22 protein-coding genes are annotated in these 22,884 nt (G+C 61.8%); 12 read left to right on the top strand and 10 right to left on the bottom strand.

The window, feature by feature from the left end; all coding sequences use genetic code 11:
• Window positions 1-7 precede the first annotated feature (7 nt).
• Window positions 8-2,017: a DNA helicase Rep gene (rep, locus tag AACY42_RS12310; RefSeq protein WP_339479615.1), complete on the bottom strand. Its 2,010-nt coding sequence runs from the start codon at window positions 2,015-2,017 to the stop codon at window positions 8-10.
• Window positions 2,018-2,289: 272 nt separating this feature from the next.
• On the opposite strand from rep, the gene AACY42_RS12305 reads away from it, so the two are divergent.
• Complete coding sequence (locus AACY42_RS12305; RefSeq protein ID WP_339479614.1) at window positions 2,290-3,960, top strand: putative bifunctional diguanylate cyclase/phosphodiesterase; 1,671 nt, start codon at window positions 2,290-2,292, stop codon at window positions 3,958-3,960.
• 105 nt (window positions 3,961-4,065) lie between these two features.
• Here the strand turns inward: AACY42_RS12305 and AACY42_RS12300 are convergent, their stop codons facing one another.
• The gene (locus AACY42_RS12300) at window positions 4,066-5,460 is read right to left on the bottom strand and encodes a NorM family multidrug efflux MATE transporter (protein WP_339479721.1); all 1,395 of its coding nucleotides are present in this window, start codon (window positions 5,458-5,460) and stop codon (window positions 4,066-4,068) included.
• Window positions 5,461-5,618: 158 nt separating this feature from the next.
• Between AACY42_RS12300 and AACY42_RS12295 the strand changes: the two genes are divergently transcribed.
• The 3 genes from AACY42_RS12295 (at window position 5,619) to AACY42_RS12285 (ending at window position 10,153) form a co-directional block, all read left to right on the top strand.
• Window positions 5,619-6,539, top strand: a complete 921-nt coding sequence (locus AACY42_RS12295) for a LysR substrate-binding domain-containing protein (RefSeq protein ID WP_339479612.1) — start codon at window positions 5,619-5,621, stop codon at window positions 6,537-6,539.
• A gap of 183 nt (window positions 6,540-6,722) precedes the next feature.
• On the top strand, window positions 6,723-8,699 hold the full coding sequence (locus AACY42_RS12290; RefSeq protein WP_339479611.1) for a methyl-accepting chemotaxis protein: 1,977 nt from the start codon (window positions 6,723-6,725) through the stop codon (window positions 8,697-8,699).
• A 239-nt stretch (window positions 8,700-8,938) separates the two neighbouring features.
• A complete protein-coding gene (locus AACY42_RS12285) occupies window positions 8,939-10,153 on the top strand; it encodes an aldose 1-epimerase family protein (RefSeq protein WP_339479609.1) in 1,215 nt (404 codons plus the stop codon).
• A gap of 6 nt (window positions 10,154-10,159) precedes the next feature.
• On the opposite strand, the gene AACY42_RS12280 is transcribed toward AACY42_RS12285, so the two are convergent.
• Entirely contained in the window at window positions 10,160-11,653 is a 1,494-nt protein-coding gene (locus tag AACY42_RS12280; protein WP_339479607.1) for a YifB family Mg chelatase-like AAA ATPase, read from the bottom strand.
• A 267-nt stretch (window positions 11,654-11,920) separates the two neighbouring features.
• Between AACY42_RS12280 and AACY42_RS12275 the strand changes: the two genes are divergently transcribed.
• Window positions 11,921-13,198 (top strand): sensor histidine kinase, encoded by a 1,278-nt coding sequence (locus tag AACY42_RS12275; RefSeq protein WP_339479605.1) that lies wholly within the window; start codon window positions 11,921-11,923, stop codon window positions 13,196-13,198.
• A 63-nt stretch (window positions 13,199-13,261) separates the two neighbouring features.
• Here AACY42_RS12275 and AACY42_RS12270 read toward each other — a convergent pair whose 3' ends face one another.
• The gene (locus AACY42_RS12270; protein ID WP_339479604.1) at window positions 13,262-13,522 is read right to left on the bottom strand and encodes an accessory factor UbiK family protein; all 261 of its coding nucleotides are present in this window, start codon (window positions 13,520-13,522) and stop codon (window positions 13,262-13,264) included.
• 415 nt (window positions 13,523-13,937) lie between these two features.
• Here AACY42_RS12270 and glnK point away from each other — a divergent pair, with 415 nt between their 5' ends.
• From glnK to sutA, 4 genes are all read left to right on the top strand, one after another.
• On the top strand, window positions 13,938-14,276 hold the full coding sequence (gene glnK, locus AACY42_RS12265) for a P-II family nitrogen regulator (RefSeq protein ID WP_002555808.1): 339 nt from the start codon (window positions 13,938-13,940) through the stop codon (window positions 14,274-14,276).
• 33 nt (window positions 14,277-14,309) lie between these two features.
• Window positions 14,310-15,644 (top strand): ammonium transporter, encoded by a 1,335-nt coding sequence (locus tag AACY42_RS12260; RefSeq protein ID WP_339479601.1) that lies wholly within the window; start codon window positions 14,310-14,312, stop codon window positions 15,642-15,644.
• A 211-nt stretch (window positions 15,645-15,855) separates the two neighbouring features.
• The gene (locus tag AACY42_RS12255; RefSeq protein ID WP_339479600.1) at window positions 15,856-16,281 is read left to right on the top strand and encodes a secondary thiamine-phosphate synthase enzyme YjbQ; all 426 of its coding nucleotides are present in this window, start codon (window positions 15,856-15,858) and stop codon (window positions 16,279-16,281) included.
• Between the two features lie 102 nt (window positions 16,282-16,383).
• On the top strand, window positions 16,384-16,707 hold the full coding sequence (gene sutA, locus AACY42_RS12250) for a transcriptional regulator SutA (RefSeq protein WP_339479599.1): 324 nt from the start codon (window positions 16,384-16,386) through the stop codon (window positions 16,705-16,707).
• Window positions 16,708-16,869: 162 nt separating this feature from the next.
• Here sutA and AACY42_RS12245 read toward each other — a convergent pair whose 3' ends face one another.
• The 6 genes from AACY42_RS12245 to lptM are packed head-to-tail and all read right to left on the bottom strand — an operon-like array spanning window position 16,870 to window position 21,474.
• Window positions 16,870-17,574, bottom strand: a complete 705-nt coding sequence (locus AACY42_RS12245) for an HAD family hydrolase (protein WP_339479597.1) — start codon at window positions 17,572-17,574, stop codon at window positions 16,870-16,872.
• Window positions 17,571-18,470, bottom strand: a complete 900-nt coding sequence (gene xerC / locus AACY42_RS12240) for a tyrosine recombinase XerC (protein ID WP_339479595.1) — start codon at window positions 18,468-18,470, stop codon at window positions 17,571-17,573. The genes AACY42_RS12245 and xerC overlap by 4 nt, the downstream gene beginning before the upstream one ends.
• Window positions 18,471-18,472: 2 nt before the next feature.
• On the bottom strand, window positions 18,473-19,195 hold the full coding sequence (locus AACY42_RS12235; protein ID WP_339479593.1) for a DUF484 family protein: 723 nt from the start codon (window positions 19,193-19,195) through the stop codon (window positions 18,473-18,475).
• 13 nt (window positions 19,196-19,208) lie between these two features.
• Complete coding sequence (gene dapF / locus AACY42_RS12230; protein WP_339479591.1) at window positions 19,209-20,039, bottom strand: diaminopimelate epimerase; 831 nt, start codon at window positions 20,037-20,039, stop codon at window positions 19,209-19,211.
• A 4-nt stretch (window positions 20,040-20,043) separates the two neighbouring features.
• Window positions 20,044-21,291 (bottom strand): diaminopimelate decarboxylase, encoded by a 1,248-nt coding sequence (lysA, locus tag AACY42_RS12225; RefSeq protein WP_339479590.1) that lies wholly within the window; start codon window positions 21,289-21,291, stop codon window positions 20,044-20,046.
• A 9-nt stretch (window positions 21,292-21,300) separates the two neighbouring features.
• On the bottom strand, window positions 21,301-21,474 hold the full coding sequence (gene lptM, locus AACY42_RS12220) for an LPS translocon maturation chaperone LptM (RefSeq protein WP_339479589.1): 174 nt from the start codon (window positions 21,472-21,474) through the stop codon (window positions 21,301-21,303).
• Between the two features lie 185 nt (window positions 21,475-21,659).
• On the opposite strand from lptM, the gene cyaY reads away from it, so the two are divergent.
• The 3 genes from cyaY (at window position 21,660) to rnk (ending at window position 22,878) form a co-directional block, all read left to right on the top strand.
• Window positions 21,660-21,992 (top strand): iron donor protein CyaY, encoded by a 333-nt coding sequence (gene cyaY / locus AACY42_RS12215; RefSeq protein ID WP_339479588.1) that lies wholly within the window; start codon window positions 21,660-21,662, stop codon window positions 21,990-21,992.
• 4 nt (window positions 21,993-21,996) lie between these two features.
• Complete coding sequence (locus AACY42_RS12210) at window positions 21,997-22,212, top strand: DUF1289 domain-containing protein (RefSeq protein WP_339479587.1); 216 nt, start codon at window positions 21,997-21,999, stop codon at window positions 22,210-22,212.
• Window positions 22,213-22,467: 255 nt separating this feature from the next.
• The gene (gene rnk, locus AACY42_RS12205) at window positions 22,468-22,878 is read left to right on the top strand and encodes a nucleoside diphosphate kinase regulator (RefSeq protein WP_339479586.1); all 411 of its coding nucleotides are present in this window, start codon (window positions 22,468-22,470) and stop codon (window positions 22,876-22,878) included.
• The last annotated feature ends 6 nt before the right edge of the window (window positions 22,879-22,884 follow it).

Genomic DNA, 22,884 nt, shown 5'->3' with positions numbered 1-22,884 from the left:
GTCGATTCTAACGCTTCAACATCGCGCGTATATCGGCCAGGGCACTGTTGCCGCGAACGACTTTGACTTCTGTCGGCGTGTCGTCGTTGCCTTCCCAGGCCAGGTCGTCCGGCGGCAGTTCATCGAGAAAGCGGCTGGGGGCGCAGTCGATCACTTCGCCGTATTGCTTGCGCTTGGCGGCGAAGGTGAAGGCCAGCGTCTGACGGGCTCGGGTAATCCCGACATAGGCCAGGCGCCGTTCTTCCTCGATGGTGTCGGCCTCGATGCTGGAGCGGTGCGGCAGGATTTCTTCTTCCATGCCCATGATGAATACATAGGGGAATTCCAGGCCCTTGGAGGCGTGCAGCGTCATCATCTGCACACCTTCGGCACCGTCCTCCTCTTCCTGCTGGCGCTCGAGCATGTCGCGCAGTACGAGTTTGCCGATGGCATCCTCGACCGTCATGTCGCCGTCTTCGTCTTTTTCCAGGGTGTTCTTCAACGCCTCGATCAGGAACCAGACGTTGCTCATGCGGTAGTCGGCAGCCTTGTCGCTGGAACTGTTGGTGCGCAGCCAGTTCTCGTAGTCGATGTCCATTACCATGCTGCGCAGCGCAGAAATCGGATCTTCCCCGGCGCACTGTTCGCGGACCTTATCCATGAAGCGCTTGAAGCGCGCCAGCCGGTCGGTGAAGCGGCTGTCCAGGTGCTCGCCCAGGCCGATTTCGTCGGTGGCGGCGTACATCGAGATTTTGCGTTCGGTGGCGTAGTTGCCGAGTTTTTCCAGGGTGGTCGAACCGATTTCCCGGCGCGGCACATTGATCACCCGCAGGAAGGCGTTGTCATCGTCCGGGTTCACGATCAGGCGGAAGTAGGCCATCAGGTCCTTCACTTCCTGGCGTCCGAAAAAGCTGTTGCCCCCCGACAGGCGATAAGGGATCTGGTGATGCTGCAGTTTCAGCTCGATCAGCTTGGCCTGGTAGTTGCCGCGGTACAGGATGGCAAAATCGCTGTACGGCCGGTCGGTGCGCAGGTGCAAGCTGAGGATTTCCATGGCCACGCGCTCGGCTTCGGCATCCTCGTTGCGGCAACGGATCACGCGGATCTCGTCGCCGTGACCCATCTCGCTCCACAGTTGCTTTTCGAACTCGTGGGGGTTGTTGGAGATCAACACGTTGGCGCAGCGCAGGATGCGGCTGGTGGAGCGGTAGTTCTGCTCCAGCATCACCACTTTGAGCGACGGATAGTCTTCCTTGAGCAACATCAGGTTTTCCGGCCGCGCGCCGCGCCAGGCATAGATCGACTGGTCGTCGTCGCCGACCACGGTGAACTGGTTGCGCGTACCGATCAGCAGCTTCACCAGCAAATACTGGCTGGCGTTGGTGTCCTGGTATTCGTCGACGAGCAGGTAGCGGACCTTGTTCTGCCATTTCTCGAGAATGTCGGCGTGGTCCTGGAACAGCTTGACCGGCAACAGGATCAGGTCGTCGAAGTCCACCGCGTTGAACGCCTTGAGCGTGCGCTGGTAGTGGGTGTAGACGATGGCGGCGGTCTGTTCCTTGGGGTTGCGGGCGTTTTCCAGGGCTTGTGGCGGCAGGATCAGGTCGTTTTTCCAGGCGCCGATCATGTTCTTGATCTCATCCACGCCGTCGTCGCCCGAGTACTCCTTCTGCATGATGTCAGTCATCAGGGCCTTGACGTCGGTCTCGTCGAAAATCGAGAAGCCCGGTTTGTAGCCCAGCCGCGCGTGTTCCTTGCGGATGATGTTCAGGCCCAGGTTGTGGAAGGTGCAGACCGTCAGGCCGCGGCCTTCGCCGGCGCGCAGCAGGCCGCCGACCCGTTCTTTCATTTCCCGGGCGGCCTTGTTGGTGAAGGTCATGGCGACGATGTACTGGGCGCGGATGCCACAATTCTGGATCAGGTGCGCGATCTTTCGGGTGATTACGCTGGTCTTGCCGGAGCCTGCACCGGCGAGCACCAAAAGAGGGCCGCCGACATAGTTCACGGCTTCTTGCTGCCGGGGATTGAGTCGGGACATGACAGAGTCAGGGAGTCGTTTGCGAAATGGGCCGGCATTTTAACAGGCTCTGAGAATTGTGCTGCTCTGTCCGACTTGTGACGCACAGTGCATTGTCATTTGCCGCTTCCGTTACTTTCACGCAGGATGTGGGGCCGATTGCGTCCTGCGCGGGATTTGGAGTGGAAAAAAACCACTGAAACCGCGTGTTTGAGAACCATTGGCATTGGTCATTGCTCATTGGCACGTCATAATGCCCGGCGCCACCACCTTGCAGAGTCTAGGGAGTCAGCTTGTCAACGCCTGTCGAACCCTTGCGTTTGCTGTTATTGGCCCAAGAGCCTGCGTGGTCAGCAATATTGCGCGAGTGCCTGGCGCCCTTGGGGCCCTCGGTCGTGTTGATCAGCGCCCCGAGCTGGGAGTCAGTCAGCAGCCTGTTCGAAGATAATCGCAACGCGGTGTTACTGACCATTGCGGCGTTGCAGCCGGCACCGGGCCGTTGCAGCCTGCCGACGATCCTGTTGCTTGAGCACGAGCCGGCGGTTGCCCCCGACGGCGTGAGCGACTGGTTGGTGCGTGATGTCCTCGACAGTGCGACCCTGCGTCGTTGCCTGCGCCATGTGCGCGAACGCGGCGTGCTGGAAAACACCTTGCAGCGCCTCGCCGAACAGGACCCATTGACGGGCATCGCCAATCGCCAGGGTTTCCAGACGCTGTTGGCGGCGCGCCTGGCGGAAAACGACGGCCGTGGCCTGGCGCTCGGTCACCTGGACCTGGACAACTTCCGTCACGCCAACGACGCCCTCGGCCACCAGGCCGGTGACCGCTTGATCCTGCAAGTGGTGTCACGGCTCAAAAGCTCGCTCGAGGCCGGCGATCAATTGGCGCGGTTGGGCAGCGATGAATTCGCCCTGCTGATCGACACCCGCCGCGCGCCACAGCGGGCCGAGTGGATGGCCGAGCGTATTACCGAAGCCTTGGCCGAACCCTATTGGGTGGACGGTGAAAGCCTGCTGATTGGCTGCAGCCTGGGCGTTGCCCACGCTCGCGCCCAGGCCGGCGCCGATCCGCTGATGTGGCACGCCCACATCGCCATGCAGCAGGCCAAGAGTACCCAGGGTTGTACCTTTCATATCTTCAACGAGCGCATCAATCGCAACGCCCGCAGCCTCGCCGACCTGGAAAGCGAACTGCGCCGGGCATTGCGCCGCGACGAGCTGGAGCTGCATTACCAGCCACGGCTGAACCTCGATGGCGGCCACATTGTTGGCCTCGAAGCGCTGGTACGCTGGCGTCACGGCGAACGTGGCTTACTGCCGCCGAGTGAGTTCGTGCCGCTGGCCGAACAGAGCGGCCTGATCGTGCCGCTGGGCTACTGGGTGATTTCCCGGGCACTGCGGGACATGCAGGCCCTGCGCGAGCGGGGGCTGGCGCCGTTGCACATGGCGGTCAACCTGTCGTTCCGACAGTTCCAGGACAGCCAGTTATTGCCGACCTTGAGCCGGCTGATTGCCGAGCGGGGTGTCGAGGCGCAATGGCTGGAGTTTGAACTCACCGAAACCGCCGTCATGCGCCGTAGCGAAATGGTCAAGCAGACCATGGATGCCCTGGGTCGCCTGGGGGTGCGCTTCTCCCTGGACGACTTCGGCACCGGGTTCTCTTCGTTCGTGCACCTCAATAGCCTGCCGATCGCCTTGCTCAAGATCGACAAGAGCTTCGTCGGCGGCATGGAACGGCGCGAAGAGAACCGAAAACTGGTGCACGCCATGATCAACCTGGCGCACAACCTCAATCTGGAAGTGGTGGCCGAAGGTGTGGAAACCCGGGAGCAACTGGACCTGCTACGCGGTTTCGGTTGCGACCAGGTGCAGGGTTTCCTGATCAGCAAGCCGTTGCCGTTGCCGGAGTTGGTTGAGTACTTGACGTTCGAGGGTGATCAGCAGTCGATGCTGGAAATCAGCTGACTCAAAACCCTGTGGGAGCGGGCTTGCTCGCGAAGGCGGTGGGTCAGTCGATATATTTCTGACTGATACACCGCCTTCGCGAGCAAGCCCCACACATAGGGAAGCTCAGTCGGCTTGGATGCTTTCCAAACGCTTCAGCCCAGGTTCACTGCGAATCATCCGCGTCATCTTCCATTCAAACGCCAGCGTCAGGCTCACGGCCGCGCAGGCCAGCCCCAGGGCGAGGCCCCACCAGACGCCGGTCGGCCCCCAGTTCAGATGGAAGGCCATCCACCACGCCGCCGGCGCGCCGACCAGCCAATAGCAACCCAGGCCGACCAGAAAGGTGGTCTTGGCGTCCTTGAGGCCGCGAATGCAGCCCATGGCGATGGTTTGCGTGCCATCGAACAGTTCGAACCACGCCGCCACCGCGAGCAGGCTGACGGCCAGGTTGATGACCTCGCGAAACGCCGGGTCGTCGTGGTCCAGGAACAAGCCGATCAATTGATCGGGCAGCAACCAGAACACCATGGCGAACGTCAGCATGACGGCCGCGCCAAAGCCAATTCCAACCCGACCGGCCAGGCGCGCCATCAGCAGTTGCCCGGCACCATAGTGCTGGCCGATGCGCATGGTGATGGCGTAGGACATACCGGCCGGCACCATGAACGCCACCGAGACGATTTGCAGCGCGATCTGGTGGGCAGCCAACGGCGTGCTGCCCATGGTGCCGATGCACAGCGCGGCGAACGCAAACAGCCCGACCTCCACCGCGTAGGTGCCGCCAATCGGCAGGCCCAGGCGCCACAGTTCCTTGAGGTATTGGCGATTGGGCCGCGACAGGCCGTCGAGCAATGGATAGGCGCGGTAGGCCGGGTGCCGATGAATATGCCAGGCCAGCGCCAGGGCCATGCAGTTGGCGACGATGGCCGTGACCAGGCCGATCCCCATCAAGCCGAGTTTCGGCAGGCCGAACATACCGGTGATGAGCGCGTAGTTGAGCAGGAAGTTGGCCACCGTGCCGCCGAGACTGATCACCATGACCGGTGTGGCCCGGCCGATGGCGCTGGTGAAACCGCGCAGGGCCATGAAGCTCAAGTAGCCGGGCAGGGCGAATGGCAGCGCCAGCAGGAACTGTCCGGCGGACAGCACGTTGGTTTCGGTCTGGCCAAACATCAGCAGCACCGGCTTGAGGTTCCACAGCAGCAACCCGGCCATCAACGCCATCAACCAAGCCAGCCATAACCCGGCTTGGGTCAACCGGGTGGCGCCTTCGACATCGCCTGCGCCCTGGCGGATCGCGACCAGGGTGCCGACTGCGGCGATCACGCCGATGCAGAAGATCGACACGAACGAGTAGGTGGCCGCCCCGAGCCCGCCGCCGGCCAGGGCTTCGGGGCTCAGGCGCGCCATCATGAGGGTGTCGGTGAGCACCATCAGCATGTGCGCCAACTGCGAGGCAATCAACGGCCCCGCCAGCCGCAGGATGGCCCAGAGTTCGGTACGCACCGGATGCCGCATGATCATCACGCTCCATGTTCAAACAAGGCAGTAAAGCAGCGATTCTCGGCGCTCTCGGCGGATTGCACAAAGGGATAAAAAAGATCGCTGGCATGATTAAAACTCATGCTGAACGTGTTTCTGGTAGGGTTTGCAAATAACGCCATGGAGCTTTTGCGATGCCCCGTCGTCTTCCTCCTCTTTATGCGCTGCGGGCATTCGAAGCCGCGGCGCGCTACAGCTCGTTCACCCGGGCCGCTGAAGAGCTGTCGATCACCCAGAGCGCCGTCAGCCGGCACATTCGCACGCTGGAAGATCACTTTGCCTGTCGGCTGTTCCTGCGCAGCGGCCGCAACCTGCAATTGACCGAGGCGGCGCGCTTGCTGTTGCCGGGCGTACGTGAGGGCTTCATGGCGCTGGAGCGGGCCTGCCACACCTTGTGTGGCGAGGATGGCATTCTGCGCATGAAAGCGCCTTCCACGCTGACCATGCGCTGGTTGTTGGCGCGCTTGAGTCGCTTCCGGCATTTGCAGCCCGGCAACGAGGTGCAACTGACCAGTGCCTGGATGGACATCGACTCGGTGGACTTCAACGTCGAGCCTTTCGATTGCGCCGTATTGCTGGGCAGCGGGCATTTTCCGGCGGACTGGGAAGCCAGTTTGCTGTTTTCCGAGGAGTTGATTCCGGTGGGCGCGCCGAATCTGTTGAATGATCAGCCTTGGGATGTGGCGCGGTTGGCCAGCACCGAACTGCTGCACCCCACGCCCGATCGCCGGGACTGGCGTAATTGGCTGCAACGCATGGGGCTGTCCGACAAGGTCTCGCTCAAGGGAGGGCAGGTGTTCGATACCCTGGAGCTGGGCATGATCGCGGCGGCACGTGGCTATGGGATCTCCATGGGCGACCTGTTGATGGTGGCCGAGGATGTCGCCCAGGGACGCCTGAGCCTACCATGGCCGACGGCTGTCGCCAGCGGTGAACACTATTACCTGGTCTGGCCGAAAACCCGGCCGGGAGGTGAACGTTTGCGCCGGCTCAGCGACTTCCTCCAAGGTGAGGTGAAGGCCATGCAATTACCCGACGTGCAGCGTCTGGGCTGAAACGTTGCAGTTGGAATGATGGCTAATTAACATTAATCCTTCCAGGCCGCTCAAGTATTTGGCTTTGCCGCCGAAGCCGTGAAGATGGAACCTTCGTTCAGAAAGGCTAACTTACCTCACCGAATAAGATGCCGAGTGTGCGAGCGTGATCAGGATGATCCAGTCTCTCGGCCAGGAGCCGTCATGTCTCAACCCCGTGCCCGGATCGCCTCACAACTAGGCCTTGCCCTCGCTGTGATATTGGCGGTCGTGATCTCCGGCAGTACCGTCTTCGCCCTACGTTCGCTGGACGCTGCCAACCTCATCACCCGCGAAGAGCACCTGGCCAGCGAAGCGCGCCTGATGGCCGATCAGCTCAATACCTTCCACAGCACCCTGCGTGAGAGCACCCAGCGGTTGGCCGGACTGTTCGAACAGCGCTTCAGCGCTGGCCTGAACGTGCATCCAGACCAGCCCGTGACGGTGGCGGGTGTACAAACCCCAGGCTTGAGCCTGGGCAGTGAAGTGTTGAACAACAACTTCAAGGAAGTTGATGAGTTCAAGCACATGACCGCCGGGGTGGCGACGGTCTTCGTGCGTAACGGCGACGACTTTATCCGCGTCAGCACGTCATTGGCCAAGCAGGACGGTACGCGGGCCATTGGTACCGTGCTCGACCGCGCCGGGCCTGCCTACGGTCCGGTGATCAGCGGGCAGAGCTACATTGGCCGAGCCTTGCTTTTCGGACGCTTCTACATGTCGCAGTACACGCCCGTACGCGACAGCAGCGGCAAGATCATTGCCGTGCTGTACGTAGGCTTCGACTACACCGATGCGCAGAACGCGCAGTTCGAGAACCTCAAGCGCTTCCGCATTGGCCAGACCGGTTCGTTGGCCCTGCTGGACGAACAAAACAAGTGGCTGGTGCCGCCGGCCGGCGTGCAGGCACTGGACCAGGCGAGCGCGACCATCGTTGGCCTAGTCAAGAAACCGGGCAAGGGCGCCTTCTGGAGCGATACCGCCGAAGATTTCTACAGCGTTGCCGTACCGTTCGAAGATGGGCCGTGGGCGGTGGTGGCGAGCATGCCGAAAACCGAGATTCGCGCCGTGACCTGGAGCGTCGGTACGCAATTGGCCATTGGCAGCCTGCTGGCGATGTTGTTGGCGGTCGGCTCGGCAATGTGGTTGCTGCGCAGCAAACTGGCGCCGCTTGGGGACCTGGTACGCCAGGCCGAAGCCTTGGGCGCCGGCGACCTGAGCGTGCGCCTGAATGTGTCGAGCCATGATGAGATCGGTCAGTTGGCCCGTGCTTTCAACCAGATGAGCCAGGCCTTGTCGACCATGGTCGAGCACATCCGCAAGGCCTCCCAGGAGGTCAACAGCCGTGCCCAGGCGCTGTCCGGGTTGTCCGGCGGGGCGTATGAAGGCATGGAGCAGCAATCCGGCGAAATCACCAGCATGGCCGGCGCAGTGGAGGAGTTCAGCGCAACCTCGTTGAACATTGCCGACAACATGGGCAACACCGAACGCCTGGCCCAGGAAAACGCCCAGCAAACCCGCATTGGCCGGACCTCGATGGACGAAGCATCGTCGTCCCTGGAGCAAATTGCCGGCGCGCTGAACAGCACCGCCACGGTCATCAATACCTTGGGCCAGCGTTCCCAGGAGATCGGCGGCATCGTGGGGGTCATTACCTCGATCGCCGAGCAGACCAACCTGCTAGCCTTGAACGCCGCCATCGAAGCTGCCCGCGCAGGCGAGCAGGGTCGTGGTTTCGCCGTGGTGGCCGATGAAGTCCGCAGTCTGGCTTCCCGCACCCGCCAGGCCACTGACGAAATTTCCAGCATGATCAACAGCATCCAGCAGGAAACCGGCAATGCCATCAGCACGATGGAGCAGGGCAACCTGTTAATGCAGGAAGGCCTGTCGCGCAACGCCAACGTGGCCACGGCCCTGGCGCGCATCGACGAGCAAAGCCGCTCGGCGGGCCAGCAGTTTGCGGCGATCACCACCGCCACCCAGGAACAAAGCAGCACCGCGACCCTGCTCAGCAGCAACCTGCAAAGCATCGCCATGGCCAACAGCGAACAGCGCCAAGTAGTCTCGAACCTGGCACTCACCGCCAAGGAACTGGAAAAACTGGCCCAGGACCTGCGCCAAGAGGTTGATCGGTTCCGCTGAGGCTTCTGTGACCTGCGCTTGCAAGCTCCCCCCGAGATTAGGGTGGTGGGCTTGCTCGCGAAGGCGGCTTTCCTGCCACGTCTCTGCCCACTGACCCACCGCTTTCGCGAGCAAGCCCGCTCCCATAGAAGCTGCCACTCTGGAGTCACTCCCTTTTTAGGGAATTTGCTGTTTTTAAGCTTGCTGAAACGTTTCTTCAAGTCTATAAAAACCGCACAACTCCAATAAAGGTCGTGACCATGACTCCGCTCAAACTCCTCATCACCCTTGGCGCCTTGGGCGCTGCCTCCCAGGCGATGGCTTGGGATTACGTCCTGCTGGATACGGACAAAGCCGCCCAACCCTGGCAAATCACCAGCCAGCAACTCGGCGTGAAGACCGACAAGCCCTTTTCCGTGACGATGCGCACCCTGCACGGTGGTCGGCAGGAAGGCGTCAGTGTGGTCGACATCGACAACGGCACCCTGAAGCTTTCGGTCGTCCCGACCCGTGGCATGAATGTGCTGCAGGCGTCAGTCGGTGATGTGCGCATGGGTTGGGATTCTCCGGTCAAGGAAGTGGTCAACCCGGCGTTCATCGAGCTCAACGGCCGAGGCGGCTTGGGTTGGCTCGAAGGCTTCAACGAGCTGGTCACCCGCTGCGGCTACGAATGGGTCGGCCATCCCGGCATGGACAATGGCGAGCTGCTGACCCTGCATGGTCGCGCTGCCAACATTCCTGCCAACAAAGTCACTTTGCACATCGATGAAAAACCACCCTACGCCATCACCCTGCGGGGCGAGTTGAAGGAGCAGGCGTTCAAGAAGGTCGATTTCTCGGTGCAGACCGAACTGGTCACCGAGCCCGGCAGCGTAACGTTCGCGCTCAGCGATACGCTGACCAACAACGGCGATTATCCGAAGGAATACCAAGCGCTCTACCACAGCAACTTCAGTACACCGTTCCTGGAGCAGGGCGCTCGTTTCGCGGCACCGGTCAAGCAGATCTCGCCGTTCAACGACAAGGCCAAGGGTGATTTGTCCGATTGGCAAACCTACCGGGGCCCCACCAAGGATTACGACGAAACCGTCTATAACGTCGTGCCATACGCTGACGCCAAGGGCGACACCCTCACCGTGCTGCACAACAAGGCCGGTAGCCTCGGTGTGTCGGTGGGCTTCAACACCAGCACGCTTCCGGTGTTCTCCCTGTGGAAAAACACCGACACCCAAGGCCAGGGCTACGTGACCGGGTTGGAGCCAGGCACCAGTTTTTCCTATAACCGCCGGTATCAGCGCCCCCTGGGACTGGTCCCCACCATTGCGCCGAAAGAGCACAAGCAGTTCCAGATCCACTACAGCCTGTTGGCGGACAAGGGCGCTGTGGATAAGGCGCTCAAGCGCATCGACGCCATTCAGAACGGTCAGAAAACCGAAGTCCGGGAAACACCGTTGGTGGACCTGAGCAAACCATAAGGCGGTTCAGGGGCTAGTCGGCCGATACTGCAATGCTTCGGCCAGATGCTCGCGGCGGATGCACCCCGCTTGCTCCAGGTCTGCCAGTGTCCGGGCGACCTTGAGCAAGCGGTGGGCGGCGCGCAACGACAGGGTCAGCCGTTCGCAGGCGGTTTCCAGCCAGGTTTCATCGGTTGTGGATAACTTGCAATGCTGACGCAACCCCGGCAGATCGAGGAAGGCGTTGGCGCAGCCCTGGCGCTTGTGCTGGCGCTCCCGGGCCTCGGCCACCTGCTCGGCGACCGTGGCGGTATCGTCCCCGGTTTCGCGCTTGGGGTTCAACGCCGTGGCTTCCCGGGCGACGGTCAGGTGCAGATCGATGCGGTCCAGCAGCGGGCCGGAGAGTTTGTTGCGGTAGCGCTGCACCATGTCCGGTGTACAGCAGCAACGGCCGCTGGGTTCGCCAAGATATCCACAGGGGCAGGGATTCATCGCTGCCACTAACTGGAAACGAGCCGGAAAACGCACCCGGTCACGGGCGCGAGAAACCACGATGTGCCCAGACTCCAGCGGCTCTCTCAAGACCTCCAGTACCCTACGGTCGAATTCCGGCAGTTCATCCAGAAACAGCACGCCATGGTGGGCGAGGGTGATCTCCCCCGGTTGCGGTTTTGACCCGCCACCCACCAGCGCCGGGCCGGACGCCGAGTGGTGCGGCTGGCGAAACGGACGCTGCGGCCAATGGCTCAACGGCACGCAACTGGCCACCGACTGAATGGCCGCGACCTCCAGGGCCTCACTCTCGGCCAGGGGTGGCAACAGCCCCGGCAGGCGGCTCGCCAGCAGTGTCTTGCCGGTGCCCGGCGGCCCACTGAACAACAGGTTATGAGCCCCCGCGGCGGCAATCAGCAAGGCCCGCTTGGCCCCGGCCTGGCCTTGTACTTCGTTCAAGTCGGGATAGGGCTTGCTGGCCGAAAGCAGCCCATTGGAAACGAAAGGCTCGACCGGCGTGTGCCCATTGAAGTGCGCCACCGCTTCGAGCAGGTGGTCCACGGCAATCACCTTCAGCCCCGAGGCCAGGCAGGCCTCCTCGGCATTGGCCCGCGGCACCACCAGCATGCGCCCGGCCTTGCGCGCCGCCAGCGCCGCGGGCAATACCCCGCGCACCGGTCGTACCGCGCCGGACAATGCCAGTTCACCGAGGCATTCCACGTTGTCCAGGGTCAGGGTTGGCACCTGCACGCTGGCCGACAGGATCCCCAAGGCGATGGCCAGGTCGAAGCGTCCGCCGTCCTTTGGCAGGTCCGCTGGCGCCAGGTTTAGGGTGATGCGCCGAGCCGGGAAGTTCAGCCCCGAATTGATGATCGCGCTGCGCACTCGATCCTTGCTTTCCTTCACCGCCGCCTCCGGCAGACCAACCATCGTCAGCGACGGCAAGCCATTGGCCAGGTGGACTTCAACGGTAACGGCAGGAGCCTCGACCCCTACTTGGGCGCGGCTGTGGACGATGGCAAGCGACATGAATCATTCCTTGAGTGAATAGGGCGCCGCATCCTGCGGCTCTGGAAGGTTAGTCGTGGGGATGAACTTGGGCGCGGCAATTGAAGGGAGAAGTTTTTGGCAGGATGTTTCGACAATGGGTGGCAGCCGAGGGGGGCCAAGCGCGATGCGGTAGCGGATATCGCCGCCTCACCTGACCACCCAAAATGCCCGGGAAGGACCCTCTGCTAGACTGCGATTTGCCCAGTCGGCACTTGGCGGTATCAACGGCACAACGAGGAAGTGGCCATGAACGATCTGCTGGCTCTGTTAACCGACAAGCGCTTCATGCCCCATGGACATTGCTACATGTGGCGCCCGGATCTGCTGTGGACCAACGTGATCGCCGACAGCTTGATCGCCCTGTCCTATGTCACCATCCCCTTCACGCTCCTGTACTTTATCCACAAGCGCAAGGACGTGCCGTTTGACTGGATGCTGGCGGCTTTTGGTGTGTTTATCCTGGCCTGCGGGACCAGCCATGTGATGGAAATCCTGACCATCTGGCAGCCTTATTACTGGCTGATGGCGCTGGTCAAGGTGATCACTGCGATTGCCTCGGTGATTACCGCCATCCTGCTGGTCCGGTTGGTGCCGACGGCCCTGAGAATTCCCAGCCCGCAACAGTTGGCCAAGGTCAACGACGAGTTGCGCGAGGCGCAAGCCGAACTGGTCACCACCGCGCGCCGCGCCGGCATGGCGGAGATTGCCACCAATGTGCTGCACAACGTGGGCAATGTGCTCAACAGCGTCAATGTGTCAGCCCAGGTCCTGTACGAGAAGGTGCACACCTCCAAGGGGCCAGCGGTGGCCAAGGTCGCCCAGTTGATGAAGGAGCATCCCGATGACCTCGGTGACTTCATCAGCAGCGACCCGAAAGGTCGCGCGCTACCCGACTATCTCGACAAGCTGGCCGACGCGTTGGCCGTCGAGCAGCAGGGCATGATCGCCGAGTTGGCGCAGTTGACCCGCAGAATCGACCACATCAAGGAAATCGTCGCCACCCAGCAATCCTATGCCGGCAACGCCAGCGTGTTGGAGCTGGGCTCGTTGCGAGAGCTGCTCGAGGATGTCGTGCGCATTTGCGATGTGTCCCTGGCCCGTCACCACATCACGCTGATCAAGGCGTTCAGCGATATCCCGCAAATGCCGCTGGACAAGCACCGAGTGCTACAGATCCTGGTCAATCTGATCAACAACGCCAAGCAGGCGCTGGACGCGGGTGCGAACCGACCGCCGCAGATCATTCTGCGCCTGAAGGCCGTTAATGACAGGCGCGTGCGGGTTGAGGTCGAGGACAATGGCGAGGGGATATCGCAGGACAATCTTGCGCGGGTGTTCGAGCATGGCTTCACCACGCGCCCCGAAGGCCATGGTTTTGGCCTGCACAGTTGCATTCTGGCTGCGCACGAGATGGGCGGCGATCTGACCGTGCAGAGCGCCGGGCCGGGCAGGGGCGCGCTGTTTATCCTGGAGCTGCCGCTCGTACTGACCCCGGACCCCTCTCGGCGGGTGGCGGATGGTTGAGCGGCCTGCCTTGGCTTTATCGCGTGAGCCCCATGACGTGGGGCTCAGGCTGCCAGGTTGAGGCTATTCCTGGGGCGGAGCCAGTCGCGCTTCCAACTCCGCAACCTTGGCCTCCAGGCTTTCGAGTCGTGCCCGGGTCCGGGCCAGCACTACCATCTGGCTGTCGAATTCTTCCCGGCTGACCAGGTCCAGTTTGCTGAAGCCGCTTTGCAGCAGGGCCTTGAACTGGTTTTCGATTTCGCTTTTGGGCAGCGGCGTGTCGCCACTCAAGATGCGGGAGGCGTGGCCGCTCAGGGCGTCGAGGAGATCTTTGGGCGCGAGCATGTGCAGGTGTCCTGAAAACAATGGCGGGCAGTGTATCACGCAGTGTCTATAGTCAATTCGCAAGCAAGGGATGCACGCTTTTCGCGCATGGGGGCGGGCGCCGCTGCACTGTTGTTGTGCGTATCGCAGCGGTTCATGGCGCAATGCACGTTGAGCAGGTGGCCAAGAGACTGATATCAGAGGGTTTGGGTGCAGATGGCAAGGTTTCTGCTTAGAGGCTGATGACCCATGCACTGATGCAGTCGCTGTGACGAATGCAGTGCAGCAGGCGGAACGGGGAGTTTCGTCAGGATCGGTTAACTGGCACCTGTCGGGCAACTTGGGCCGACGACGCGTTACAAAGCCAGGCACTGCGCTTAGACTTGAGTCGGGTTTGTTTTCCTGGGGCAAGTCCACCAATTCGGGAGAAAGTTTCATGAAGCTAGTCACTGCCATCATCAAGCCGTTCAAGTTGGACGACGTGCGCGAGTCGTTGTCCGAGATCGGCGTGCAGGGCATTACCGTTACTGAGGTCAAAGGCTTCGGTCGGCAGAAAGGTCACACCGAGCTGTATCGCGGCGCGGAATACGTGGTCGATTTCCTGCCCAAGGTGAAGATCGATGTCGCCATTGACGACAAGGATCTTGATCGGGTGATCGAGGCAATCACCAAGGCCGCCAACACCGGCAAGATCGGTGACGGGAAGATCTTTGTGGTCAATCTGGAACAGGCTATCCGCATCCGTACCGGCGAAACCGATACCGACGCCATCTAAGCCGCCAAACCCAACGCCCCAGGAGAAAACAATATGACTCTGCGTAAATTCGCAGGGCTAGGAGCCCTGTTGTCCTTCGCAATGCCTGGCTTGGCCATGGCAGAAGAAGCGGCAGCCCCAGTCCTGAACTCCGGCGATACCGCCTGGATGCTCACGGCCACGATTCTTGTACTGTTCATGACTATTCCTGGCCTGGCGCTGTTCTACGGCGGCATGGTTCGGTCGAAAAACCTTCTTTCCGTGATGATGCAATGCTTCGCCATTACCGGTCTGATCAGCGTTCTGTGGGTCATTTATGGCTACAGCATCGCGTTCGACACCACGGGCATGGAGCAGGGCGTCGTCAACTTCAACTCTTTTGTCGGTGGCCTGGGCAAGGCGTTCCTGGCGGGCGTTACGCCGGACAGCCTGACCGGCCCGGCGGCGCTGTTCCCTGAAGCGGTGTTCATCACCTTCCAGATGACCTTCGCGATCATTACCCCGGCCCTGATCGTCGGTGCCTTTGCCGAGCGGATGAAATTTTCCGCCATGCTGATCTTCATGGGCGTGTGGTTCACCCTGGTGTACGCACCGATTGCCCACATGGTCTGGTCCGGTGATGGCGGCCTGCTGTGGGACTGGGGCGTGCTGGACTTCGCCGGCGGCACCGTAGTGCACATCAACGCCGGTATCGCAGGCCTGGTGGCGTGCCTGGTACTGGGCAAGCGCAAAGGCTTCCCGACCACGCCGATGGCGCCGCATAACCTGGGTTACACCCTGATGGGCGCGGCCATGCTGTGGGTCGGCTGGTTCGGCTTCAACGCCGGCTCTGCTGTCGCCGCCAACGGCACCGCCGGCATGGCGATGCTGGTGACCCAGATCGCGACCGCTGCGGCGGCGCTGGGCTGGATGTTTGCCGAGTGGATCACCCATGGCAAGCCAAGCGCACTGGGCATCGCCTCGGGCGTGGTGGCGGGTCTGGTTGCTATCACCCCGGCTGCTGGCACCGTGGGCCCGATGGGCGCCCTGGTCATCGGCCTAGCAGCGGGCGTGGTGTGCTTCTTCTGCGCCACTACCCTCAAGCGCAAACTCGGCTATGACGACTCCTTGGACGCCTTTGGCGTGCACGGCATCGGCGGTATCCTCGGCGCGATCCTGACCGGGGTGTTTGCAGCACCAGCCCTGGGGGGCTTCGGTACCGTGACCGATATCGGCGCGCAAGTGTGGATTCAATTCAAGGGTGTGGCTTTCACGGTGGTCTATACCGCGATCGTCACCTTCGTCATCCTCAAGGTCCTGGACGCCGTCATGGGGCTGCGTGTCTCCGAGGAAGAAGAAGCCGTGGGCCTGGACCTGGCCCAGCACAACGAACGTGGCTACAACCTGTAAGCGCACGCGATAAAAAATGCCCGGTTCGCCGGGCATTTTTTTGTCTGGAGTTTGTCATTGCTCACAAGGTGCAGCGGTTTTCCGACGCCTTTTGTTGTGGATGCGACATGGGTTTTTATACCGCCAAAGGCTTACACCGAAGCAAGAATATTAGGCCCTTTGTTTTTTCCCAGAGCGCGCTAGAATGCGCGCCGAACGTGCGGAGATCTGTATGTGGCAACAGACGCTGATAACCCTGCGGGCAAGGCCTCGGGGCTTTCATCTGGTGACGGACGAGTTGCTTGCCGGCCTGCCTGAACTCCAGGCGTGTCGTGTCGGTCTGTTGCATCTGTGGCTGCAGCATACCTCGGCTTCGTTGACCATCAACGAGAACGCCGATCCGGCGGTACGTCGAGACTTCGAACGATTTTTCAATCGGCTGATCCCACAAGGAGCCGCCGACTATGAGCACAACGACGAAGGCCTGGACGACCTTCCGGCGCACTTCAAGGCCAGTGTGCTCGGCTGTCAGATCAGCCTGCCGGTCACGGCAGGACGGCTGGCATTGGGTACCTGGCAAGGTGTTTATCTGGGCGAGCATCGCGACCATGGCGGTGCTCGTAAAGTCCTCGCCACCTTGTACGGTGAAGGGGCATAACCGCTGATTGCCGGCGGATGTTGAATTTTTTCTGGCAGCCTTCGAACAGATGGCGAAGCTGGGCTATAACTAATCTGCTTTTCGCAAGTCATGAGGTAGAACATGAGCGACGATGATCTGGAAAACGACGACCTCGAAGTAGGTGACGAAGACGAGACCGAAGAAGGCCTTGAAGCGGCGGCGGAAGACGTTGCCGACGACGATGGTGCCGATGTTCCGGCACCTGCCGCCAAAGGCAAGGCCAAGGCGGCCGTGTCGGTCGACGAGTTGCCGAGCGTAGAGGCCAAGAACAAGGAGCGTGATGCGCTTGCCAAGGCCATGGAGGAATTCCTGGCCAGGGGCGGTAAGGTGCAGGAAGTGGAGGCCAACGTGGTTGCGGATCCGCCCAAGAAGCCGGATAACAAGTACGGCAGCCGCCCTATCTGAGTTTCTGCTTCTTGCTTGCTGAAAAAGCCCGCCGTCGCTGCGGGCTTTTTCATGGGGGCGATTCCATCCCCAGGTCGGGCCCCGCTCCCAAAGGGTTTTGTGCCTGGAGCTGAACCACGCGACACAGCAGATCCAGGGCTGTAGTGGCTGCTGGGCAGGGGATCAGCGCTGGCGATGCCACCCTGCCAATAAGCCGGGCAGTTCGGTCAGGCTGCGGATTTCTGCATCCGGCGCGTGGTCGGCATTCCAGGGTTTGCCTGCCGGGTTGAACCACACCGCGCGCAGGCCGGCCTGTTGGGCGCCGGCGATGTCGTCGCCTGGATGATCGCCAATGTGCACGGCGGTTTTCGCCGTGGTGCCGCCGCGTTGCAGGGCTTCGTGGAACAGTCGGGCGTCAGGCTTGGCGATGCCGATGTCTTCAGCGCACAAGGCGAACTTGAAATAGTCCGCCAATCCCAGGCGCCGCACATCGGCGTTGCCATTGGTGACCACTCCGAGGGCGAAATGATTGGCCAGGATCTCCAGGGTGGGCTGCACCTCGGGAAAAATCTCCAGTTGATGGCGGGCGTGCAGGAACGTCTCGAAGGCTTGGTCCGCCAGCTCAGAGGCTTGCCACTGGTCGTAGCCGGCTTCCTGCAAGGCACGGAACAACACGCGCCGGCGCAGCGCGCTGATGCGGTGCTTCAGCCCAGGCTCCTCGCGCAGCACTTGTTCGCGAATCGAAAAAAGGTGCTCCACCGGCAGGCCGCCCAGGTTCGGTGCGTTGTCGGTCAGCCATTGGCGGAGTATGGCTTCGGCGCTGGCGATCACCGGGGCGGTGTCCCACAGGGTGTCGTCCAGGTCGAAAGTGATCAGCTCGATGGTCATGCTTCGTCGCCCTTGATGCGTTTGGCCCTGGGGTGGGCACTGTCATAGACCGTCGCCAGGTGCTGGAAATCCAGGTGGGTGTAGATCTGGGTGGTCTTGATGTCCGAGTGCCCCAGCAGCTCTTGAACGGCGCGCAGGTCCTGAGAGGACTCCAGCAGATGGCTGGCGAAGGAGTGCCGGAGCATGTGCGGGTGCAGGTTCTGTCCCAGCTCTCGTTCGCCGGCAGCCTTGACCCGCAATTGAATCGCTCGCGGGCCGAGGCGCCGCCCCTGTTGGCTGACGAAGACCGCGTCGTCGGCGGGGTTGGTCAGCGCCCGCAGCGCCAGCCATTGTTCCAGGGCTTCACGGGCCTTGCGGCCGACGGGCAGCAGGCGTGTCTTGCTGCCCTTGCCGAGCACCTGGACCATGCCATCGGCCAGGTCCAGTTGATCCAGGTTAAGCCCCGTCAGCTCTGAAAGGCGCAGGCCGGAAGAATAGAACAGCTCAAGAATCGCCTGGTCGCGCCGGGCCAGGAAGTCATCCTCGACGGCGCCTTCGAGCAGTTGCAGGGCGCGGTCGGTGTCGAGGGTTTTCGGTAATCGGCGTTCGCCCTTGGGCGGTGCCAGGCCGGCGGCCGGGTCGTGATCGCACAGGCCTTCGCGATTGAGGTAGTGATACAGGCCGCGTACTGCCGACAACAGGCGCGCCAGACTGCGGGAGGATTGCCCCTGTTGATGTAGGCGGGCGATCAGGCTGCGCAAGCGCTGGATGTCCAAGGTCGACCAACTGCCGATGCCCTGCTTTTGGCACCAGCCCAGTACTTTTGCCAGGTCGCGGCGATAGGCCGATAACGTGTGGGGCGACACCTGGCGCTCACTGCGCAGGTGTTCGCAGTAGGCGTCCAGTTGTCGTTCCATCCTCAGCGTACCGAGCGCAGCGAACCGGCGACCCGTGGCAACACCCGACCGGTGACTTCGGCGATGTAGCTCAAAAACAGCGTGCCCACCGAGCTCTTGTAGTGCTGCGGATCGCGGCTGGCGATGGCCAGCACGCCGTGCACGCCCTGGTGGGCGATGGCAACGACGGCGGTGGAGCCGATCTGCTTGCGCTGTTCTTCGCCGAACAGGAAGTCCAGCTCATGCTCGCGCAGGCTGCCGCTGACGCTTTTGTCTTCCGTGAGCAGGCCGCCGATGGCCGTCTGCGCTTCGGCGTGGGTCACCCAGCGACCCACCGGCATGGCGTTGTCACCGAACAGGATCAGGCTGACAAAGGGCACCTGGAAATCCTGACGCAGGCTGTCTTCGACGCTCATGACCAGGTCTTCGAGGGTGCTGGCGTCCATCAGGGCGAGGATCAGCCGACGGGTCTTGTCGAACAGTCGGTCGTTGTCCCGGGCCACGTCCATCAGGTGCGAAAGACGATGGCGCATTTCGATGTTGCGCTCGCGCAGGATTTTCATCTGGTGTTCCACCAGCGACACGGTATCGCCACGCCGGTGGGGGATGCGCATCGTCGCAAGCAGTTCTTCATGCTCGACGAAAAAGTCCGGATGCGCCTCCAGATAAGCCGCCACGGCTGCGGCTTCTGGCAGGCTGGAGGATTCGTCGGGCTGTGGGGCTGGAACCTGTGGCTGGTCGGTCATGGGTTTGGCTCACTCAAAGACGAACTTGTCCTTCGTATACGCGCACTGCCGGGCCGGTCATCATCACCGGTTGGCCAGGGCCTGCCCATTCGATGGACAGACGCCCGCCGGGCAGGTCGATCAACAACGGCGAATCCATCCACCCCTGGCTGATCGCAGCGACTGCAGCCGCACAGGCGCCGGTACCGCAGGCCTGGGTTTCCCCAGCGCCGCGTTCCCAGACGCGCAATTGTGCGCGGTGGCGGTCGATGACTTGCAGAAAACCGACGTTCACCCGTGCCGGGAAGCGCGGATGGTGTTCGATTTTCGGCCCCAATTCATGCACCGGCGCGCTGTTGACGTCGGTGACCCGCAGCACGGCATGGGGGTTGCCCATGGACACCGCTGCCAGTTCTACCGTATTGCCATCGACTTCCAACGGATAGCTCAGGGCCTGGGCCGGCGCTTCGAACGGAATGTCCGCCGGTACCAGGCGCGGAGCGCCCATATTGACACCGATCTGGCCGTCGCTGCGCACATCCAGCTCGATAATGCCGCTCTTGGTCTCGACGCGAATCTGCCGCTTGGCGGTCAGGCGCTTGTCCAGCACGAAGCGGGCGAAGCAGCGCGCGCCATTTCCGCATTGCTCAACTTCCGAACCGTCGGCGTTGAAGATCCGATAACGGAAATCCACGTCCGGATTGTTGGGCGCCTCGACGATCAGCAATTGGTCAAAACCGATACCGGTGTGCCGATCCCCCCATTGCTTGGCATGCTTGGGCAGGATGTGCGCGTGCTGGCTGACCAGGTCGAGGACCATGAAATCATTGCCCAGGCCGTGCATCTTGGTAAAACGCAGCAGCATGGTTTTACTCCGGCAGCAGGCTTTCGCCGGCAAACAACTCGGCTACCGTCTCGCGGCGACGCACTTCGAATGCCTGATCACCATCCACCAGCACCTCGGCGCAACGGCCGCGGGTGTTGTAGTTGGAACTCATGACAAATCCGTAGGCACCGGCCGAATGCACGGCCAGCAGATCGCCTTCTGCCAGCGCCAGCTCCCGACCCTTGGCCAGGAAGTCACCGGTTTCGCAGATCGGCCCGACGATGTCGTAGTCGCGGGCCGCAGTGTCGCGAGGGCGTACGGCGGTAACGTCCATCCACGCCTGGTACAGCGCCGGGCGGATCAGGTCGTTCATCGCCGCGTCGACGATGGCGAAATCCTTGTGCTCGGTGTGCTTGAGGTACTCGACCTGGGTCAGCAGCACGCCGGCGTTGGCGACGATGTAGCGGCCCGGTTCGAACATCAGTGCCAGGTCACGGCCGTCGAGGCGCTCGCGCACGGCCTTGATGTAGTCGGCCACCAGTGGCGGCTCTTCATCGCGATAGCGCACGCCGACACCGCCACCGAGGTCGATGTGGTGCAGGTAGATGCCGCAATCGCCGAGGCGATCGACCAGTGCCAGCAGGCGGTCGAGGGCATCGATGAACGGTTCCAGGGTGGTCAGTTGCGAGCCGATGTGGCAATCGACGCCCAGCACTTCCAGGTTCGGTAACTGGGCGGCGCGCACGTACACGTCTTCGGCGTCGGCAATGGCGATGCCGAACTTGTTTTCCTTCAGGCCGGTGGAAATGTACGGGTGGGTGCCAGCATCGACGTCCGGGTTCACGCGCAGGGAGATCGGCGCGCGGACACCGAGCTCGGCGGCGACGATTTGCAGGCGTTCCAGCTCGTCGGTGGATTCGATGTTGAAGCAGTGCACGCCAACTTCCAGTGCGCGGCGCATGTCTTCACGGGTCTTGCCGACGCCGGAGAAGACGATCTTGTCGGCGCTGCCGCCAGCGGCCAGCACACGTTCGAGCTCGCCACCGGAGACGATGTCGAAACCGGCGCCCAGGCGCGCCAGGACGTTGAGTACGCCCAGGTTGGAGTTGGCCTTGACGGCGAAACACACCAGGTGCGGCATGCCTTCGAGGGCATCGGCGAACGTCCGGTACTGGGCTTCGATGTGGGCGCGGGAATAGACGTAGGTCGGCGTGCCGAAACGTTCGGCGATCGCGGACAGGGCAACCCCTTCCGCGAACAGCTCCCCGCCACGGTAGTTAAAAGCGTCCATGGCGTTCCCTTAGTAAGTGGTGGTGGGGGTGTCGTGCGAGTGGGATTTGGCTTGCGACGACTTGGCCTGTTCTTCAGGGGACTTGCTGTCATCAGGCAGGTACAGCGGACCTTTTTGACCACAGGCTGTCACGAGGCAGGCAACCGCGACGAGCGCAGCAAGGGAAGAGATCAGGCGCTTCATGGCGAAATCCTTGAAAATGCTTTAATTGCGCCGGAGTATACCGGCCACCCGTCAGCTTGCCTATGCAACGGGGCGCCCGTCCGGCGGCGCTGGTGGTCGTCACTGGGTATATCCTTTGCAATCGCCGGGAAGCGTCCGTATCTTGCGGCGCTTGAGCATGAGTAGACATTTTCGAGGTTGCCGCAATGAGTTTGACTGAAGCCCGTTTCCACGATCTGGTCGATGCGACCCAGCAAACGCTGGAGGATGTGTTCGATGACAGTGGCCTGGACATTGACCTGGAAATCTCCGCCGGTGTACTCACCGTCAAGTTCGAAAATGCCAGCCAGTTGATTTTCAGTCGCCAGGAGCCGTTGCGGCAATTGTGGCTGGCGGCGGTCTCCGGTGGCTTTCACTTCGACTACGACGTAGAAAGCGAACGTTGGATGTGCGACAAGAGCGAAGAGCAACTGGGCGAAATGCTCGAGCGCATCGTCAAGCAGCAGGCTGGCGTGGAACTCGATTTCGAAGGCCTGTGACGGCGTGAGCCAGACCGCCGCGCAACGGCCACCCAAGCCGCTCTACAGCAACGTCAGCCCGGCCGTGCCGTCGCCGTGTACCGGCGTGTGCAAGCTGGATGAACAGAAGGTCTGCCTCGGATGTTTGCGCCACGTGGAAGATATCCGCGAATGGCGCTCGGCCGACGACGAGCGTCGGCGGGTCATCTGCGCCCAGGCGCTAAAGCGCAGATCCCTGTAGGCGCTGCCAAAGGCTGCGATCTTTTGATCTTGATCTTGGGGCTTTCGCTTAAGACCCAATTGCCCGAGTCAAGATCGCAGCCTCGCTGCGCTCGTCAGCTCCTACAGCCCGGGGCAAGATCGCAGCCTCGTTGCACTCGTCAGCTCCTACTGATAGTGTCTGGTTACGCCTCAATCCATCGAGGCCCGTGAAAACCCCGCCTTTTTGTGGCGGGGTTTTGCTTTTTTGTGCAGAAGAAAGGAGTCTGCCAGGATCATGACCGCACCTTCCATCACCCTTACCCGTCTGGACGTACAGCGTCTGGAGCGCTTGATCGACAGCATTGATGAAACGCTGCCGGGCGTGATTGCGCTGCAAACCGAACTGGATCGCGCCGAGAACGTGGTGGGCCACGAAGAAGTGCCTGCCGATGTCGTGACCATGAACTCGCGCGTGCACTGTCGCGAAGAAAGCAGCGGCAAGGACTATCACCTGACGCTGGTTTATCCACAGGACGCAAATGCCGACGAAGGCCGGATCTCGATCCTGGCCCCAGTGGGCAGTGCGTTGCTGGGTCTGAAGGTTGGCCAGCACATCGACTGGCCGGCCCCGGGTGGCAAGACGCTGAAGCTGACGTTGCTGGCTGTCGAATACCAGCCTGAAGCGGGCGGTGATTTCCACCTCTGAGTGTCT

The organism is Pseudomonas sp. RL_5y_Pfl2_73 (genome assembly GCF_963970515.1).
GTDB lineage: Bacteria > Pseudomonadota > Gammaproteobacteria > Pseudomonadales > Pseudomonadaceae > Aquipseudomonas.
This window is presented reverse-complemented; position numbering and strand designations above follow the sequence as displayed.

Coding starts and splice junctions, on each gene's coding strand:
- rep (WP_339479615.1), bottom strand. CDS start 2,017: ATGTCCCGACTCAATCCCCGGCAGCAAGAAGCCGTGAACTATGTCGGC.
- AACY42_RS12300 (WP_339479721.1), bottom strand. CDS start 5,460: ATGCGGCATCCGGTGCGTACCGAACTCTGGGCCATCCTGCGGCTGGCG.
- AACY42_RS12295 (WP_339479612.1), top strand. CDS start 5,619: ATGCCCCGTCGTCTTCCTCCTCTTTATGCGCTGCGGGCATTCGAAGCC.
- AACY42_RS12290 (WP_339479611.1), top strand. CDS start 6,723: ATGTCTCAACCCCGTGCCCGGATCGCCTCACAACTAGGCCTTGCCCTC.
- AACY42_RS12285 (WP_339479609.1), top strand. CDS start 8,939: ATGACTCCGCTCAAACTCCTCATCACCCTTGGCGCCTTGGGCGCTGCC.
- AACY42_RS12280 (WP_339479607.1), bottom strand. CDS start 11,653: ATGTCGCTTGCCATCGTCCACAGCCGCGCCCAAGTAGGGGTCGAGGCT.
- AACY42_RS12275 (WP_339479605.1), top strand. CDS start 11,921: ATGAACGATCTGCTGGCTCTGTTAACCGACAAGCGCTTCATGCCCCAT.
- AACY42_RS12270 (WP_339479604.1), bottom strand. CDS start 13,522: ATGCTCGCGCCCAAAGATCTCCTCGACGCCCTGAGCGGCCACGCCTCC.
- glnK (WP_002555808.1), top strand. CDS start 13,938: ATGAAGCTAGTCACTGCCATCATCAAGCCGTTCAAGTTGGACGACGTG.
- AACY42_RS12260 (WP_339479601.1), top strand. CDS start 14,310: ATGACTCTGCGTAAATTCGCAGGGCTAGGAGCCCTGTTGTCCTTCGCA.
- AACY42_RS12255 (WP_339479600.1), top strand. CDS start 15,856: ATGTGGCAACAGACGCTGATAACCCTGCGGGCAAGGCCTCGGGGCTTT.
- sutA (WP_339479599.1), top strand. CDS start 16,384: ATGAGCGACGATGATCTGGAAAACGACGACCTCGAAGTAGGTGACGAA.
- AACY42_RS12245 (WP_339479597.1), bottom strand. CDS start 17,574: ATGACCATCGAGCTGATCACTTTCGACCTGGACGACACCCTGTGGGAC.
- xerC (WP_339479595.1), bottom strand. CDS start 18,470: ATGGAACGACAACTGGACGCCTACTGCGAACACCTGCGCAGTGAGCGC.
- AACY42_RS12235 (WP_339479593.1), bottom strand. CDS start 19,195: ATGACCGACCAGCCACAGGTTCCAGCCCCACAGCCCGACGAATCCTCC.
- dapF (WP_339479591.1), bottom strand. CDS start 20,039: ATGCTGCTGCGTTTTACCAAGATGCACGGCCTGGGCAATGATTTCATG.
- lysA (WP_339479590.1), bottom strand. CDS start 21,291: ATGGACGCTTTTAACTACCGTGGCGGGGAGCTGTTCGCGGAAGGGGTT.
- lptM (WP_339479589.1), bottom strand. CDS start 21,474: ATGAAGCGCCTGATCTCTTCCCTTGCTGCGCTCGTCGCGGTTGCCTGC.
- cyaY (WP_339479588.1), top strand. CDS start 21,660: ATGAGTTTGACTGAAGCCCGTTTCCACGATCTGGTCGATGCGACCCAG.
- rnk (WP_339479586.1), top strand. CDS start 22,468: ATGACCGCACCTTCCATCACCCTTACCCGTCTGGACGTACAGCGTCTG.